The sequence below is a fragment of the Clostridium sp. JN-1 genome (assembly GCF_003718715.1).
In the GTDB taxonomy this organism is placed as follows: domain Bacteria; phylum Bacillota; class Clostridia; order Clostridiales; family Clostridiaceae; genus Clostridium_AV.
This window is the reverse complement of the sequence record NZ_CP033465.1, coordinates 133,973-151,525: the sequence shown is the minus strand read 5'-3', so window position 1 is coordinate 151,525 and position 17,553 is coordinate 133,973. Positions and strand designations below refer to the sequence as shown.

Sequence of the window (17,553 nt, the reverse complement as noted above, 5' to 3'; positions counted from 1 at the left end):
GTATTAATTTTTATTTATAATACTTAAAGGTTTTTATTGAAGACTTTAAATTAATTTTTTAAATTCCCTTAAAAATTCCTCTCTATCTTCTTTATATGAGGACTTTTTCTTAAGTCTATTCAAGAATACTTCTTCTTCCCAGTCCTTTCGTCTTGTATAATAATCCTTTGCTATAGAGTAAAAATCTTCTGGAAAAGCAAGCATAGCATATAATACTTCTAATTCTCTTTTATTTAATGAGTTAGTAGTACAGTAATTTTCTAGTATAAGGCTGGCTTTTTCTATATCAAAGCAAAAATTCTTTATTACTTTATTCATAAAATTGCACAAATCGTGCACCTTTAAATCTATAATGGCATAATCAAAATCTATAAAATAAGCTTCTTCATTATTTATTAATATGTTATGATGTGCTAAATCATTATGGCATACTACAATTTTATCTTCTTCACTGCATAGTTTATAATAATATGAACCTTCTAATAAGCTTACAGAATCTCTTATTTGATCTGTATAATAGCCTGCATCTTTTAAAAATATTTCATCAAATTCACTCTTTTTTTCATGTGCTAAAGCTATACTTTTAAAAAAATTCATCTCTTGTATTCTTCGTTTAAAATTATCTATTAGTTTTCCATTATTGTACTTATTAGATAGATTAGTTTTAAATCCTTCAGATGCAATATGAAGTTCTCCAAGCCCTTTAGCTGCTATACATACATCAATGGGATTGCTGAAATTACATTCCCTACCTTGTACAACATCCATGATACAATACATGTCACCATTCCATATTGTATAAATTTTGCCATCCTTGTTTTTTACAAAATTAATTATCCTATTAAATTTATTCCTTATATAGTTTAGTAAATCATCTATGAACTTCAATTCCTCTATTGTATATTCAACTTTTTTAAGTATTTTATTTCCCTTATCTGTAGATGCCATATAAACATTTCTAACTGGAATTACATCAATTACACTTAAATCAAACTTCTTAAATAAATCTACGCACAGATCGTATTCTGCTAGATACTCTCTTGTATTAAACTTTTCTAACATTATAACACCTCTTTAAACTAGGTTATATCTATCCTTTTTCATTACTTTAGTAAGTCCATTTAAGAATTCCATTACGTTATGATTAGTGACTTTTGTTATAAATTTATTGTAATATTTCATAGAATAATAAGGATAAGATAAAAGTGCAGATATAAACTTAAAACTTCTTTTATCCAAAGATTCCATATTACAAAAATCATCTATCAAGCTTATAAAATTTATTTCTACTTTAGATTTTTTTAATCTATTTAAAAAATAAACTAGATCAGTTTCCACCATATTATAGCAGCACTTATCTATTGACATTATCCTGATTTTTTCATCTATTCCTTTACTTAAATTGTTATAATATGTGTTTCCAAGGCAAACTTCCTTTCTATCCATGCTTCTTTTTATCAATCCTAAATAGTCGTTTTGATATATTGTATCAATACATTTATTAGATCTATCAAGGCATGAAATGCCATACTTATATATTGTTTCTTGTAATTTGCCTTCCATGTGTTTTCCCCTTAGTTCGTTTAAGTACCTTTTAAGTTTCTTTGTATATATCTTGTATTGTTCTAATGTGCTTCCTACATTGCTTTTGAGCTTTTTATTCATATCTTCCTCATAACCTAATGTCCTCAAATTAAATTCTGCTATGGAGGAAACCTGACTTTTTATTTTGTCAAAATCAACAAATTCCTTTTTATCTACTTTTAAATCTTCTACACATTCAATATCTTTTGAATTGAGGTATTCTATAAATGACCTAGTGGTATCTTTAAACATACCCCTTACCTCCCCCATGAGTTTCACCTAGATTTCTTTTTACTATTAATATTTCTTATTATCTCACCCTTTTTCTTTTTAAGTTTCATTATCTCTTTATTTCTCTTTTTAAATTTTTCAAGCATTTTTACACTCTTCTTTAAGTTAGCTAGTTCATTTTCACATTCTTCTAAACTTATGTTGCTAAAATCACTTTCCTGATATTTATAATTATGCTTCTTTTTCGTCATATATCATACCTCCACGAATATCAGTTATATTTTATAGAACTAAACTTTCTTACAAAATCTTGTTTATTTTCATCATCATCATATATTTTCTTTAGTTTTTTTATAAAAGTTTCTTCACTCCACGGCTGTTTCTCCCAATAATATTGAATTCCTATTTGCCAATAATCTTGAGGGAATTCAATAAAAGCAGCTAGTATTGGTATATGTTTTTGTTTAATTCTATTTGAAACATTATAGGCATCAAGCACAAAAAGTGCATTATTTATACTCCAATTACCACCTTTCATTTTTCTTATAAGTAAACTTCCAACATCGTGAAGGTAGCTGTCAAGTATACAATAATCAAAATCTATTATATTTATTTGTCCATTAGAACTTATAAGTATATTATGATTGGCAAAATCATGATGACAAAACCCTCTATTTTTTATATCTTGACTCATGCATTCAATGTAATCACTTTTTGCAAGATTACCTACAGAACTATCTGCAATATTAACTTGATACTTAATCATATCAAGGTACATAATATCAAATTGTGATTTATTCTCTTTCTCAAGTATTCTCCTCCTGAAATCGAATATTTCAGATTTTCTAGTTTTAAAAGTTTCAATCCACTTAAACCAGCCAATTCTAGGATTCATATCATCAGTAATTTCAAATTCAAAACTTTTATCATGAAGTTCTGCTAGCTTTGATGCTGCAACAATCATATCTATTGGATTTTCATAATTACAATGTCTTGATTCTACCCACAAAGTAAGATATGCATAACTACCTGAAATACAAACGTAGTCTTTATTTTTATTAGTTTTTATTATTTCAGGTATATATTTGAAACCATTTTTTTGGAGATGCTTTATAGCAGATAAAATAAATATAAAATGCCCAAAATCATATTTTATGACTTTTAAACAATAGTTTTTATCATCACAACATATTTTATAAACATTTTTAACTTTTTCTATAGAAGTAACATTCTTATCATAATTTTTCTCAAGTACTTGGTTTATATCATTAAATTGCAACCTTTTTCCTCCAGAACATCACTATATAGGTATTATATGAATTATTCTATATGTATGTGCTAACTGACACATTTTATAATGAACATTAATAATATGTATTATAGCTAAAAAGTTACTGGTTTTATAAGCTTACACTATTTTATAACCTTTAATGCTTATTTTGATATGGAGGTAAATTGATTATGCGGATTGCCATAGATGCAAGAGGTATCAATTGGTATAGAGGTACTGGTATAGGCACCTATACTGACAAGATTTTAGAATATATGGTAAAAGAACATATCGAAAATTATTATCACATATATTGGTCTGGTAAAAACTATGAAAAACTGAATACTTCTAATACAAAAATCATAATGACGTCTAGAAAACATCATAGATTTTTTGAGAACTTTTACTTCCCTAGTAATTTAAAAAGAGAAAATATAGATATTTATCACGTACCTCAAAATGGAATTGATATTTCAAATAATATTGAATGTAAGAAAGTGGTAACAATACACGACTTAATACCATATATATTACCTGAGACTGTAGGTAGAGGATATCTAAATAAATTTTTAAAGGAAATGCCTAATATAATAGAAATGGCAGATGGTATTATAACAGTTTCCGAATGTTCTAAAATGGATATACTTAAATTTTTTCCAATAAATGAAGACAAAATTTTTGTAATTCCATTAGCTGCTGATAGTAAATATAAACCTTTAGATAATAGACTATGCAGAGACTTCATTTCAAAAAACTACAATATAGATAAACCATTCATACTGTATCTAGGAGGATTTAGTCCTCGAAAAAATGTAAGATCACTTATACTAGCATTCTCAAAAATATATAAAAATTTAAATAAGGAATATAATTTAGTTATTATTGGAACAAATGGAGATGAGCTGCCTCTACTTAAAAAGTTATGCTGCGACTTAAATGTGAATGAACTTATAAAATTTACAGGTTTTGTTCCAGAAGATGAGCTGCCAAAGTTTTATAATGCATGTGATTTATTCGTATATCCATCAACATATGAAGGATTTGGTCTGCCGCCATTAGAGGCAATGAGCTGTGGAAGTGCAGTTATAACTTCCAACCTTTCATCCATACCAGAAGTAGTAGAAGACGGCGGTATTCTCATAGATCCGTTTAATTTAGATTCAATTATGAATTCTATTCAAGAATTATTGAGTAATGAAAAATTGCTGTTGGAAATGAAGAAAAAAGCTGTAAAGCAAGCCTCCAAATTTTCATGGGGAAAAACTGCTGAAAAAACTTTAAAAGCATATGAAGATATACTGCGTCAATAACACGAATAGAGTCTCTTGGTTGCTATCGATCCCAATCAAAAGACTCCATATCATTTATATTTAAAATTCCCTATGATTAATCCCTTACAGTAACTTATTATATACTAACTTTACAATTTTGTAAACGTTTTATTGGAAAAACTCTTATTTATTTTATATTTTTGTCGGTTTGTAAACTTTTTTGCAGTTCATTCAGCATCTCATTAACTTGTTTATCCTTTAAATTAGATGCATCTAAAGCACTTTTACACTGTTCTGATATCTTTAGGAAGTCTTTTGTATAATTGAGCGGCATACTTCCTTTCTCCGCACTTCCAAGTGTTTTCCAAACCGTTTGATTAAAATAACCTTCATTCTTATTGAATTCAACTAAGTTATAAGCTGGAGTAAATACAGGAAAATAGCCGTAATTTTTCATAGAGTCAATTATTGTATGATCATCACTCATCGAAAACTTACAAAATTCTTTTGCAGCATCTGCATTTTCACTTGAACTATTTATCATCAAATTACATCCTCCTACTGAAACATCCCTATTTCCACCAGGTTCAAAAGCAGGTATTTTAATTATTTCCAATTTGTCTTTATAACTAGGAAAATTGTGTACTAGATAACTTATGTACTTTGCATCACCTATCATTGATACGCTGTTACCATTTAAAATTGAACTTATAGATTCCTTTCTTGATTTAAGATCAAAAAGTATATTCTGTGAATACAACTTTTGAAGCATATCTGCAGCCTTAATGGACTTGTTAGAATTAAAATCGAGATTGCCATCACTGTTAAAATAAGAAGTTCCAAGTTGATTTGTCATTATTAAGTACATGTTACTTTTATTACTCTCCACATTTGTTAAAAACTTCTTTCCAGTGTCATAGGTTACCTTTTGTCCTGCTTCTATGTAATCATCCCATGTCTTTATATCATCTACACTTATTCCCTCTTTTTCAAAAATATCTTTTCTGTATATTATCACCTCAGGAGATGTACTCCAAGGGAATCCATACACTTTATTTTTTGAAGTTAAATTACTTACTTGATGTTTTATTAACTTATCATTATAGTACCCTACATCATCAGTAACATTTAAAAATGAACCTGGAAATTTACTTATGTAGTATTTGACATATGGATCTTCCACAACAGCTATATCTATAGATTTATCTTTAGATTTTATATTTAATTCCAAATCATTATAAAGATTATTATCTACTTTTATGTCTATATCAACTTTCTTATTTTCTTTTTTAAAATTATCTGCTGCTAACTTAAGCATAGGTTCATAACTTTGATCAGTTAATATGGTAATTTTCCCGCTCAACTTCTTCTTAGAATTGCTTTGTGGAGCATTGTTACAGGCAGCAGTTAAACTTACAATTAAAACAAGGCTAATTGCTAATTTAATTAAGCTCTTATTCTTTATCATAAAATCTCTCCTAAATTATAATTAAAACATAATAATAAAATATACCATATAAATTAAAAAATCAACAAAAATAAAATAGGATGGTATTTCTCAACATCCTATTTTAAATTACAACAATTATTAAAACTTTTACTATTCCTATTAACCTTTAGACATATTATAATTGCCTTTACAATTGAAGTCTTCTTTCCATGCTTTTTCTGCATAAGGTTTGAAGTCAGAAGCTAATTTGTCTAAATCATTTTGAAAATCTTTATCCTCTAACATTTTTCTAGCACCCTCATCTGTAGGTTTTGCTCCCGTCTTGCCCATTACTTCTCTAACTACGTTAGTATTATCTATCATCATACAAGGAAGTAACAAGTTTTGATTATACGGCTGTCTACTTCTAAGTTCTTTAAAAAGATCAGATTTAAATACATCAACAAGTTTTTTACCCTTTACATTATCTGATGCAAAATGACTAAATATACATGGTTCAACATCTTCATGTGAATTGATGTGGCAGTAATACTTACCTGCTATACATCCTCCTACATATGGAGCATCGTTGAAAAAGTCTATAGCAAAATAAGGTTTTGTACTTCTTATTTTTCTAATTCTCTTTCCAAGGGATATTCTCTGCTCAGGTTTAAGCATTATGTTTACATCTGGATCACGTCCTACAGGCATAAAGATAAAGTACCAGCTCATCTTTGCACCTTTTTCAATTAACATATCTATAAATTCATCTGAAGTTACAGTATCTATGTTACTTCTGCCGGTTGCTGAAGATACTCCAAAGAGTACTCCCCTTTCTTTAAGCAAGTCCATAGATCTCATAACTTGTTTAAATACGCCTTTACCTCTTCTTGCATCAGTTTCTTTTTCAAAACCTTCAAGTGAAAGCATAGGTACTACATTCCCTAAATCTTTAACTCTATCTGCTAACTTTTCATCAAATAATGTACCATTAGTAAATGTTGCAAATATACAGTCATTATACTTTTCGTATATATCTAACATATACTTGTTAAAGAAAGGTTCTCCACCTAAGATTACGAAAAAGTATATTCCTAAATCTCTAGCTTCTCCTATAATTCTATCGACCTCTTCAATAGGTATATCATCATCTTTACTGTAATTTGCAGCATAACAGCCTGTACATCTTAAATTACATCTCATTGAAGGGCTTATCAGTATTACATATGGTGTTTTTATTCCGGTACTCTTAAAAAACTTTTCTCTTTTAGGCATCCCATACCATGCTGAATTAGCAAGAAAGTTTATAAAAAACTTTTTCATACAGTTTTTGTCTGTTGTTTCTAATATGTTATTTATGAATTTATTGGTAGGTGGGTTATTATCATATAAATCTTCAACTACCTTTAATCTGGCTAGGTTTCCTTCATCTTCACCAATATACTTTCTTACTAATTCAATTAACTTGTGAACATTTTTCTCAGGATCATTGCTTAATAGTTCTACTCCTTTTTTTATAAGAGCTTCCTTAGCTGTTTTCTCTATTTTTTCTGTGACTTTCATACATATTCCCCCTGACAAATAATTGTGTAATCACTTGTAAAACCATGAAATCATTAGAATTCAAGATTTTTCAAGCTGTATCAAAAAAGATTTTCCCCACTCAATATCAAATATATTGTAAGGTATCCTTTATGAATAAATTAAAAAAACCGAATTCATCTCTGCAGTATATTTGAATAAGCTGCAGATTTTTTTAATGAACTTTCAAAATAATATACTGATAAAGGTATCAAATATGAATATGATTCAAAAACTTTATGGTAGAGTATATACAATTATACATAATAAATACTATACTTTATATTATAATTTCACCTTCCCATATTATCAACATATAATTAACACTATTTACACATTATTAATATTGTTGAAAATAATTGTATAATTGTAATCTTCGAACTTATATTGAAATATTATTTATAACATTATATGCAAGATAACTTTTATATATGTAAAAAAACGCCATTAACTTAAATAGCGTTTAAAATCTTTTATATATTTATAATGTTCTTGCGATCAACTTTTGTTTTGATTTAAATTTGACGGCTGCATTTTAACTTTTAAGTTTATAACAGCCATTCCAATAAAAATCATAATACATCCAATTAAGGTTTTTCCAGATAACCTATCTCCTATAAAGGTAGAAAAAATTGCACCAAAAACTGGTTCAGCTAAAAATATTACAGCTGCATGAGTAGGGCTTGTATATTTCTGCATCTTATTTTGCACTACATAAGCTGCTATGGTACAAAAAATAACCATAAACAATAAACTTACTACAGAAAACAAATTAAATGTAATTTTTAACTTTTCAACGAAAATAGAAGGTGGAATTGCTAAAATTCCAACTGTAAGTGATTGAATACACGTAATTAGAAGAGGATCTGCATCTTTTGCATATAAGTCTACAAGTATTATCTGAGCTGCGAATGCAACAGCACATAACAAAGTTAAAAAATCTCCAATGTTTATCGATTTACTTCCATTTAATGATATAAAGGCTAGTCCTATTACAGAAAGTATAATTCCAAATACAGTTTTCAAATCTGGAAACCTTTTATACCCAAAAGCCAATATTATAGGAACAATTGCAACATTAAGTCCTGTTATAAATCCAGATTTACTTGAAGTTGTGTAAAGAAGTCCAACAAATTGAAATGCACAACCTAAAAATAAGGATATGCCAATTAGTATTCCAGCCTTTATCACTTTCATTTCTATATTTTTAAAATTTTTATAAGTTACTGCAAGAAGTATTACTCCTGCTAAAAGATACCTTAGTGCCATAAGCGAATACGGCGGGATGTATTTTAATATTTTACTTATTATAGGAAAACTTGCTCCCCAAAATACTGTAATAGCCAGCAGACTCAAATCAGCTTTTAATTTTGTGGTCATTTTATTCCTCCTCTCCCTTAATATTTGAAAAAGTAATTATATACGTTTCATTATACATATATTTTGTTTTTCTTAACATACTTTTTACACAAGTTGTACACATATCCAACAAGCTTACTTCTTTCACTTTCCCTATAACTACAAACTCCATCATTACATTCAAATGGATATGCAAGTATATATGAATTTTTATCTTGTTTTTTCATGTTTTTAAGATATGTTTTGGATATTCTAAATACACCTATACTCACATCATATATTTTATAAGCAGGTATGGTGTTAAATACATCATCTATGTACTTTGAATAAACTTCTTTCCAGTCATCCACATATATCAATGGATCAAAACAAATTCTAACCTTCCATCCTGCATCCACTGCTTCTTTTATACTCTTAAGTCTGCTTTCAAGGGACGGCGTATTTTTTTCATATCTTTCAATTATGTCCTGTGGAGAAAGTGTCCATGCTATAATCATGTTTTCTATCGGTTTAATATGCTTTATTGAATCAAACTTTGAACTTTTAGTTCTAAGTTCAATTTTTAAGTTATCTCTGCTTGCCGCAAAATCTATCCACATATCCACAAAAGAAGTTACATTTTCAAACACAAGTAAATCAGTATCATATGATATACATATATACATTGGATGTTCATTTAAAATTTGTGAAGCTTCCTTAAAAACATCATCTATATTAACCCATATTACAATATTGGCAGAAGGATACATTCCCTTAAGATAGCAGTATTCACAGTTATAAACACAATTCATAATTGAAGATGTATAGTAAAAATACTTGTTTCCAAAGTTTTCACAAACATCTGCTCCTTTATAGATAAAATTATCCTTCTTTACTGCAAGTATTAAATTAATACTCTTTTTTTGAACATTAAAATCCTGATGGGGTCTATTAAAAATTTCCTTATAACTATCTATAGATATTTTACGTGCATTTTTAAAATGGTCTAATATCCTTTTCGTATTTATATTATCTTCAGCATCTTTTTCAACATATATATGAGAAAAATTATAATTCCATAAGTTTTGATCTAAGTTCTTCAAAATAAATCTTCCCCTCTCTTTTAGAATTACACTTCCGTTTTGAAAAGAGTTTAAGAATATCAATTAAGCTATTTTTTCGCCTTACTTTATAGTCACTGCACAATGTTAAAAATTCATGTTTCATGCTCTGTGTTATATTTAAGTTTTGTTCAATTTCAAGTATGTATTTTCTTTCTATATCACTTAATAATCCTTTTTCTTCTGACAATGCTGACTTTCTCACATTAAGCCATGAAATAACTTTAGGTAAATTTTTGTCTACTAAGTTTTTGATACTATCGCCTGTTATATTATTTGAATTAACTAAGTCTGAAATTACTTTTATAAAATACATCTGGTGTGTATGGAAAAATAAAGAGGCAGCTTGAAATGCTCCAGAAGCTTCCATATCTACAAAATCACCTTGTATATCTTTGTTTTCATTCACAACACATGGGAAAGTTTCAATTGTTCCTTCTAAAAATGGATGTTTAAATATCACATCTGGATAATATGACCTCTTGGTACAATGATCAATTATCTTATTACACATTACAACTCCACTCTTTTCCTTAATTGAAGCACATATGCCAAAATTTATAAAGATATCGTTATTTGATAAAGTCTTTGACTTTTTTAAAGAAGTTAAAATATATGTTACTGCAATTGACGCTTTTACAAAGCCCACACCACTTATTATAAGAACCACATCATCATTTTTAAAAACTTGAAATTTATCATAGTTTAAATCCTTCTTCAAGTCAAGAGATTTTATAAGCGGCTGTGCTTCGTAATACATAGCTGTTGTTATATATATCATCTAAATGCCTCCTCTATATAGTTAATTCTGATAAACTGTATTACAAAAAATGCCTCATAATACATAGTTTAATCTAAAAAACTGCAAAAGACATCTCTTTTTCTAAATTTTAATAAATTCACTACTTGCAATTTTTTTATATACTATAGATAAAACTTATAAATATAATATAATTTCTTATTTAATCATAAAGATATTTAGGTTATAATTAGCATAGTCTTTATTTATATAAATTTTATCAATATTAGAAATTACAAGAACCTAATTTTGAAATTTGTTGTAATTTAGAAGGGATGGGTATCATGGAAATTGACGCAGAAACTGAAAAGGAGAAAAAGAATAAACACAATAAAGTTATAACATATACTGTGATTTCTATTTTCACATTACTTGTTATATATTTTGGGATAACAGCCTATTTTAAGACTCACTTTTATTTAGGATCTGAAATTAATCACGTAAATGTTTCAGGAAAAACCGTTGAAGAAGTAAATAAAGAAATGGCATCTCAAATAAAATCATACAAGCTAAATTTAAAAGAACGGAATGGTAAAAGCGAACAAATTAAAGCCGATGATATTAATTTAAAATTTAATTCAAATGATGAATTCAAAAAGCTTAAGGATGAACAAGGTTCTCATAAATGGATTTTAGGATCTTTAACAAAGGATTCTAAAATGACAGCTGGAATTTCATATGACGACAAACTGTTAAAAGAAAAAATTGATAATCTCTCTTGTATGGATAGTAAAAATATAATTGAACCTAAGAATCCTAGTTTCAAGTATACAAGTAACGGCTATGTGGTTATGAATGAGGTAAATGGAAACAAATTAAATAAAGATTTATTATACAATAATATAGTAAAGGCAGTACTTCAAGGTGAAACTACATTAGATTTGGAAACAGCAAATTGTTATGTCAAACCAATGTATACTACAGCATCGAAAAAAACTACTGAAATCAAAAATACCCTTAATAAATATGTATCTTCTAAAATCACTTATACATTCGGTGATAAAAAGGAATATATAGATGGTTCTAAAATAAATAATTGGCTTACAGTTAATGGTGACTTTGAAGTTGCATTTGATGAAGATAAAATAAAAAAGTATCTACATGAACTTTCCAATACTCATGATACAATTGGCAAGACAAGGAGCTTTGTTACATCTTTAGGAAAAACAATAAGTATTGGCGGTGGTGACTATGGTTGGGACATTAATACTTCTAAAGAAACACAAAATTTGATTGCTTCTATTAAACAAGGCGGAATTGTTAAAAAGGAGCCAGAATATCTTCAAACTGCTGCATCTCATAGTGCTAACGATATTGGAGATACCTATGTAGAAATAGATATGAGTGACCAACATTTATGGTTTTATAAAAAAGGCTCTTTAGTAACTCAAGGCGATGTTGTTACAGGTAATGTAAGCATCAATCATTCAACACCGGCAGGCATTTATAGATTAAAATATAAAGAGAGAAATGCTACATTAAAAGGTGAAGGTTACAGCTCTCCAGTTAACTTCTGGATGCCATTTAACGGAGGAATTGGAATTCATGATGCTAGTTGGAGAAATGCATTTGGAGGCAGTATATATTTAACATCTGGTTCTCACGGCTGTGTAAATTCACCATACTATTTAGCAAAAGCAGTATTCGACAACATTGATCCTGGTACTCCAGTTGTTTGTTATTATTAATAAACACTTGTAAATATTAAAGCATGAAAGATATTTATATCATTTCATGCTCTTTTTACACCTATTAACTTTTCATAAATATTTTTCAAACCCATCCTCACTTAGTAGATTAACAAGATACTTTACCTCTTGATCCTTATTTTTATCCATAACCAGCAGCACATCACCTGTGTCAACTATAATCACATCTTTTATACCAAAAGCTATGATTAGCCTATCCTTGCCAAATACAATACAGTTTTGACTCGAATTTAAAAACGTATTTCCTGATATATTATTTCCCCTAACACTTTTTAAAAATCTTCCTAAAGCTGCAAAGGTTCCTATGTCATCCCATAGAAACTCACACTTTATTACATATGCCTTTCTTGTTCTTTGCATTATGCCAAAGTCTACAGATATTCCATCTATTAACCTGTATTGATCAACTATAGTATCTGCTTCTGAATCTGTGCCTATACTCTGGTATATAGTAACCATGTTCTTATACATTTTAGGCAGATATTTTTGCATTTCTCTTAAAAATACATCTGCTCTCCATATAAACATGCCGCTGTTCCAAAGATATGTCCCTTTTAGTAAAAGATCCTTAGCAACTTCAACATTAGGTTTTTCTAAGAATCTTTCAACTTTAAAAGTTGCAATATCTCCGCTTATCCTCTCGCCCATTTCAATATATCCATATCCAGTTTCCGGCCTTGTTGGCTTTACTCCTATAGTTACCATTCCCCTTCTTCTCTCTGCAATCTGAACTCCTTGAGAAATTGTATCTATAAATAATTTTTGATCTTGAATATAATGGTCAGAGGGTAAAACTATCATTGCTGCATCTTTATCTTTTTTAAGCAGCTTAACTGCTGAAAATCCAATACAAGTTGCAGTTTCTTTATTTTCTGGTTCAGAAAATATATTCTCTTTCGAAATATCGGGAACTTCCTCATAAACTTTTTCTATATAATCTTTATTTGTAACAATATAGATATTGCTTTTATCAACTAGAGGAAGTATCCTATCAACTGTATTTCTTAAAAAGCTCTTATCATTAATTACTTTTAAAAATTGCTTCGGGTTCTTAGATCTCGATAATGGAAATAATCTTGTTCCTTTTCCACCAGCAAGAATTAGTGCATATAACAATAACTCCACTCCAAATAATGCTTGCTATGTTGTTATAATATGTTTAAATTACATTAAGTGTGAAAAATACTTTGGCTATTTTACTGATATACAAGGATTTCCTGTTATATAAAATCTCCACAAATAATCCTTCGCCTCTTCAGCATAGTCTATTCCAACTCTCTTTGTTGATGTTATTGGAACTTCTTCATCACTGCCTTGTTCTATATATAGTATTTCGCCGCATAAATCCTGCTTATTTAAATTTTTATCAATACCCATAGCCATACACAGTTTTCCAGGACCATTACTTAAATTTTTCTTTTGGTATTTAGTTAAACTTGTATATTCCTTATTAAACCTATTAATTGCCATCTCATTAATTCCACTCATGGGTTCAACTGCTCTAACTAAAACAGCTTGTGGAGTTCCCTCTTCACGAGTCACTACATTAAAACAATGGTACATACCATAAATAAAATATATATAAGCATATCCCGGCATTCCATACATTACTTTGACCCTTTCAGTTTTTCTCCCGCCGTATGAATGGGCAGCTTTATCTGTTACACCCATATATGCTTCGGTTTCAACTATTTTTGCTGAGAGTTTGGTACCGTTTACTTCATGTATAAGTGTTTTTCCTAAAAGCTCTTTTGCAACAATCAATGTATCTCTATTGTAAAACTCCCTATTAAGTTTAGCCATTATTTAAACTAACCTCCTCAACTACAATATTAAGGAAACCACTTTCAAAGATAAAATTTTATCTTTGAAAGTGGTACAAAAAACTTATCTAAGCCTTTTTGCCATTCTTCTTGGCAGCAGATTTAAACATAACTATTGATGTATAAATTATAACTATCATAACTACCCATTTCAATGTAGAAAGAGGTAATTCCTTTACTATATACGCTGCTATAAGCACTCCAATAGAGCCAAATATTATCACTGGTATAGGTATTCTTACATCATAAGCTCCCTCTTTTACAAACTTAACCGAAGCTGCTATCTGTAAAAATGCACACGATCCCATCATTACAGGAAACGCAACCCTAGGACTCATTCCAAGAGCAAATACTAATGCCATACATGGTGCATAAATTCCTATTCCCAGTGTCATAAATGCTCCAAATATGAAATTTCCTACTAAACCTATGATAAGTTTTGTTCCAGTTAATGAAGTTGCATCTCCTCCTGAAGGCATTAAGTTTATCTGTCCTGCAAACATTATAAATGCAACAGCTAAGAGAGCTGCTCCCATTCCTACTTCTACTTTTTTCTCATCTAACTTGGAAACAAACCCTGCACCAAATACAGCACCAATAGTAGCTGCAATAATCATTGATATTAATGTAAAAGTATCTACTTTTATTACATTTACAAATATGAGAGCTTCCACTACAACTGGTATTGCACAAGCAACATTCAAAGTACCTGGAATAGTTCTATCCTCAGTAAGTTTGAAATTTTTAAGTATAGCAGTAAGTATAGCAAAACTTCCTATCCCAAGTGCATCGAAGAAGTTAACTATAAAACCTATTACTGCAAACGAAAAAAACTTTTTGTTATCAACTGATTTATTTTTTACTCTATATGTATAGTCTTTCAAAAATACACCTAAAAAATACAGTGCAAAGACAATAAGTAGAACTAATAAGATTTTAACCATAAGGGACCATTCCTTTCAGAAAATATTTAATTTATTTAAAACTTATATAAAACGAAATGTGAATTTACTGTATATACAAAATTTTCAAACAAGCTTGTGCCTATATAATTTCATATAACACTTTAGGAGAATATAAAAAGACCCCAGAATCCCAAAAAAGGGACCGAGGTCATATCGGCGGTACCACCCTGATTAATATGCTCTATAAGAGTATATTCTCTATTAACCTTAACGAAGGCTTCCGTCATATTTTACGTTGAATAATTGCAACCTCAATACAAAACTCCAAGGCAGGTTCAGAAACATCTTTTAGGAATTTTCATCACTCATTCCCTCTCTAAGAAAAGATCTGTATTCTTACTTATCCTTTTCTTTGCTTTTGATTATATAATATGCGCTGGACTATTATTATAATTAATAATCCCATTATATTATAATTTATATAACAAAGATTGTCAATATATTATTAAATAACATTTATACATTATTTAAACCTTTTAACTTTCTTGTTAATATTTTAAGCTTAAATTTTATAATTATGCATTTTCAACTTTTTTCTTACTTGCAGATTTAAACATTACGATTGATGTGTAAACAATGACAACCAATACTAACCATTTTAAAATATTTAATGGAAGTGATTTAACTATATAAGCTGCTATAAGAACTCCAATAGCACCAAATATAGTTATGGCCATAGAAGCTTTTCTATCATAAGCTCCTTCTTTAACAAACTTAGCTGATGCTGCTGGCATTAAGAATGCACAGGATCCCATCATTATAGGAAACGCAACCTTAGGGCTCATTCCAAGAGCAAATACCAATGCCATACATGGTGCATAGAGACCAATTCCAAGAGTCATAAGCGCTCCAAGTATAAAGTTTGCAATTACTGCTATTACAAGTTTTGTTCCTGCAAGTCCTATAGCGTCCCCACCTGAAGGCATAAGATTCAGCTGTTGAGCAAGCATTATAACTGCTACCACAAGTAAAGCTACTCCCATTCCAATTTCTACTTTCTTTTCGTCAAGCTTTGATACAATTCCAGCTCCGATTACCGCACCTACTGTTGCTGCTGCAAGCATTGAGAAAAGTGTTAATGAATCTACTTTTATAACCGTTATAAAAATAAGTGCTTCTATTACTACGGGTATAGTACAGGCTACATTAAGTGTACCAGGTAATGTCCTATCCTTAGAAAGTTTGAATCCTTTCAATAATGCTGTTGTTGGTGAGAAACTTCCTATTCCTAGTGTGTCGAAGAAATTTGTAATGAATCCTACCGCTCCAAGTTTAGAGAAACTTGTTTTTTCAAGTTTTCCTTCTTTTGCGGCCTTAGCATAATCTGTAAAAAATAAAAACGAAAAATAACATACTAAAATGAGCAACATACCAAATAACGCTGTTTTTACCATCAGGAGACCTCCTTTATTTATCTATTTTTTACTTTAAGATAAATCCATATTTAACTGGATCATCAGGATCTATAAAGAATTGGTTATGACCTGTTATATATGCTGAGCCTGTTATTTCTGGAATTATAGCATCATAATCTCCAACTTTAGTTTCCTCTAATACTCTTCCTTTAAATTTTGTCTCTAAAATACTTTCGTATACAAATTCTTCATTAATTTTTAATTTGCCTTTAGCATATAGTGTTGCAAGTTTAGCACTTGTTCCCGTTCCACAAGGAGATCTGTCTAATTGTCCCTGTCCAAATATTACTGCATTTTGAAGTGCTGCATCTGCACTCTTTGCAGGTCCATATATTTCACAAAGATCTACAGTTTTTATATGTGAAAGTGTTGGATGCTGTATTTCTACTTGTTCATTAACTGCTTTTATGACATTCATTCCTATTTCTATTAACTTTTGTGCATTAGCTGGGCATATTTCTATTCCTAAATCTTCTGCTTTTACTATTGCAAAGAAACTTCCGCCAAAGGATATATCCATTCTTACCTTTCCTATATTCGGAACATCAACTTCAATGTCTCTCTTATATAAAAATGCTGGTACATTTACTATTGAAACTTCTTTTGATTTTCCATCTTCAACCTTTACTTTAGCTTTTACTAGTCCTGCTGGTGCTTCTAATGTTAAATTAGTAACAGGTTCTGTAACTGGTACTATACCTTCTTCTACAGCTACTGTTGCTGCTCCTATAGAACCGTGTCCGCACATGTTTAGATATCCGCCGCCGTCCATGAATATAATTCCAAGATCTGCTTCATCTACAGTTGGTTGTGTTAAAATTGAACCAAACATATCATTGTGTCCCCTTGGCTCAAGCATTATTGCTGTTCTCAAGTAGTCCATATGTTTTTCCAAGTATTCTTTTTTCTCCGGCATAGTTTTCCCTGGAATATTAGGTACTCCTCCTACTACTATTCTTGTAGGTTCTCCCATTGTATGTGAATCAACTGCAAATATACTCTTTTGAATTTTCATCA

At 29.5% G+C, this 17,553-nt stretch carries 16 protein-coding genes and 1 other annotated feature; of the genes, 2 read left to right on the top strand and 14 right to left on the bottom strand.

All coding sequences use genetic code 11. The features are described 5' to 3' along the window. Nucleotides 1-45: 45 nt before the first annotated feature. From EBB51_RS00740 to EBB51_RS00725, 4 genes are read right to left on the bottom strand one after another with little or no spacing between them, the layout of a single operon-like run. Nucleotides 46-1,062 (bottom strand): CotS family spore coat protein, encoded by a 1,017-nt coding sequence (locus EBB51_RS00740; protein WP_123052692.1) that lies wholly within the window; start codon nt 1,060-1,062, stop codon nt 46-48. 12 nt (nt 1,063-1,074) lie between these two features. Continuing rightward, nucleotides 1,075-1,836 carry a spore coat protein gene (locus EBB51_RS00735; RefSeq protein ID WP_123052691.1) on the bottom strand — a complete coding sequence of 254 codons (762 nt, stop codon included), beginning with the start codon at nt 1,834-1,836 and terminating at the stop codon, nt 1,075-1,077. Nucleotides 1,837-1,859: 23 nt separating this feature from the next. After that, nucleotides 1,860-2,066 (bottom strand): hypothetical protein, encoded by a 207-nt coding sequence (locus tag EBB51_RS00730; RefSeq protein ID WP_123052690.1) that lies wholly within the window; start codon nt 2,064-2,066, stop codon nt 1,860-1,862. A 20-nt stretch (nt 2,067-2,086) separates the two neighbouring features. Next, complete coding sequence (locus tag EBB51_RS00725; protein WP_123052689.1) at nt 2,087-3,094, bottom strand: CotS family spore coat protein; 1,008 nt, start codon at nt 3,092-3,094, stop codon at nt 2,087-2,089. 182 nt (nt 3,095-3,276) lie between these two features. Between EBB51_RS00725 and EBB51_RS00720 the strand changes: the two genes are divergently transcribed. Then, the gene (locus EBB51_RS00720) at nt 3,277-4,395 is read left to right on the top strand and encodes a glycosyltransferase family 1 protein (protein ID WP_123052688.1); all 1,119 of its coding nucleotides are present in this window, start codon (nt 3,277-3,279) and stop codon (nt 4,393-4,395) included. 148 nt (nt 4,396-4,543) lie between these two features. Here the strand turns inward: EBB51_RS00720 and EBB51_RS00715 are convergent, their stop codons facing one another. The 5 genes from EBB51_RS00715 to EBB51_RS00695 all read right to left on the bottom strand — a co-directional run bounded on the left by EBB51_RS00715 (nt 4,544) and on the right by EBB51_RS00695 (nt 10,606). Then, the gene (locus tag EBB51_RS00715; protein WP_123052687.1) at nt 4,544-5,824 is read right to left on the bottom strand and encodes an extracellular solute-binding protein; all 1,281 of its coding nucleotides are present in this window, start codon (nt 5,822-5,824) and stop codon (nt 4,544-4,546) included. 141 nt (nt 5,825-5,965) lie between these two features. Further along, on the bottom strand, nt 5,966-7,348 hold the full coding sequence (locus EBB51_RS00710; protein ID WP_123052686.1) for a radical SAM protein: 1,383 nt from the start codon (nt 7,346-7,348) through the stop codon (nt 5,966-5,968). 516 nt (nt 7,349-7,864) lie between these two features. Continuing rightward, entirely contained in the window at nt 7,865-8,746 is an 882-nt protein-coding gene (locus EBB51_RS00705; protein WP_123052685.1) for a DMT family transporter, read from the bottom strand. A 50-nt stretch (nt 8,747-8,796) separates the two neighbouring features. After that, the gene (locus tag EBB51_RS00700; RefSeq protein ID WP_123052684.1) at nt 8,797-9,807 is read right to left on the bottom strand and encodes a spore photoproduct lyase family protein; all 1,011 of its coding nucleotides are present in this window, start codon (nt 9,805-9,807) and stop codon (nt 8,797-8,799) included. Beyond that, nucleotides 9,773-10,606, bottom strand: a complete 834-nt coding sequence (locus EBB51_RS00695) for a spore photoproduct lyase (protein ID WP_123052683.1) — start codon at nt 10,604-10,606, stop codon at nt 9,773-9,775. Before EBB51_RS00695 ends, EBB51_RS00700 begins: the two co-directional genes overlap by 35 nt. A gap of 302 nt (nt 10,607-10,908) precedes the next feature. Between EBB51_RS00695 and EBB51_RS00690 the strand changes: the two genes are divergently transcribed. Then, nucleotides 10,909-12,312 (top strand): peptidoglycan binding domain-containing protein, encoded by a 1,404-nt coding sequence (locus tag EBB51_RS00690; RefSeq protein ID WP_123052682.1) that lies wholly within the window; start codon nt 10,909-10,911, stop codon nt 12,310-12,312. A gap of 72 nt (nt 12,313-12,384) precedes the next feature. Here EBB51_RS00690 and EBB51_RS00685 read toward each other — a convergent pair whose 3' ends face one another. From EBB51_RS00685 to EBB51_RS00665, 5 genes are all read right to left on the bottom strand, one after another. After that, nucleotides 12,385-13,449 carry a mannose-1-phosphate guanylyltransferase gene (locus tag EBB51_RS00685; protein WP_123052681.1) on the bottom strand — a complete coding sequence of 355 codons (1,065 nt, stop codon included), beginning with the start codon at nt 13,447-13,449 and terminating at the stop codon, nt 12,385-12,387. A gap of 75 nt (nt 13,450-13,524) precedes the next feature. After that, nucleotides 13,525-14,136, bottom strand: coding sequence for a DNA-3-methyladenine glycosylase (locus tag EBB51_RS00680; protein ID WP_123052680.1), 612 nt, complete (start codon nt 14,134-14,136; stop codon nt 13,525-13,527). Between the two features lie 88 nt (nt 14,137-14,224). Beyond that, the gene (locus EBB51_RS00675) at nt 14,225-15,100 is read right to left on the bottom strand and encodes a sulfite exporter TauE/SafE family protein (RefSeq protein ID WP_123052679.1); all 876 of its coding nucleotides are present in this window, start codon (nt 15,098-15,100) and stop codon (nt 14,225-14,227) included. 155 nt (nt 15,101-15,255) lie between these two features. Further along, nucleotides 15,256-15,483, bottom strand: a binding site (T-box leader). 153 nt (nt 15,484-15,636) lie between these two features. Next, nucleotides 15,637-16,515: a sulfite exporter TauE/SafE family protein gene (locus tag EBB51_RS00670; protein ID WP_123052678.1), complete on the bottom strand. Its 879-nt coding sequence runs from the start codon at nt 16,513-16,515 to the stop codon at nt 15,637-15,639. A 28-nt stretch (nt 16,516-16,543) separates the two neighbouring features. After that, nucleotides 16,544-17,551, bottom strand: coding sequence for a proline racemase (locus tag EBB51_RS00665; protein ID WP_123052677.1), 1,008 nt, complete (start codon nt 17,549-17,551; stop codon nt 16,544-16,546). Nucleotides 17,552-17,553: the final 2 nt, after the last annotated feature.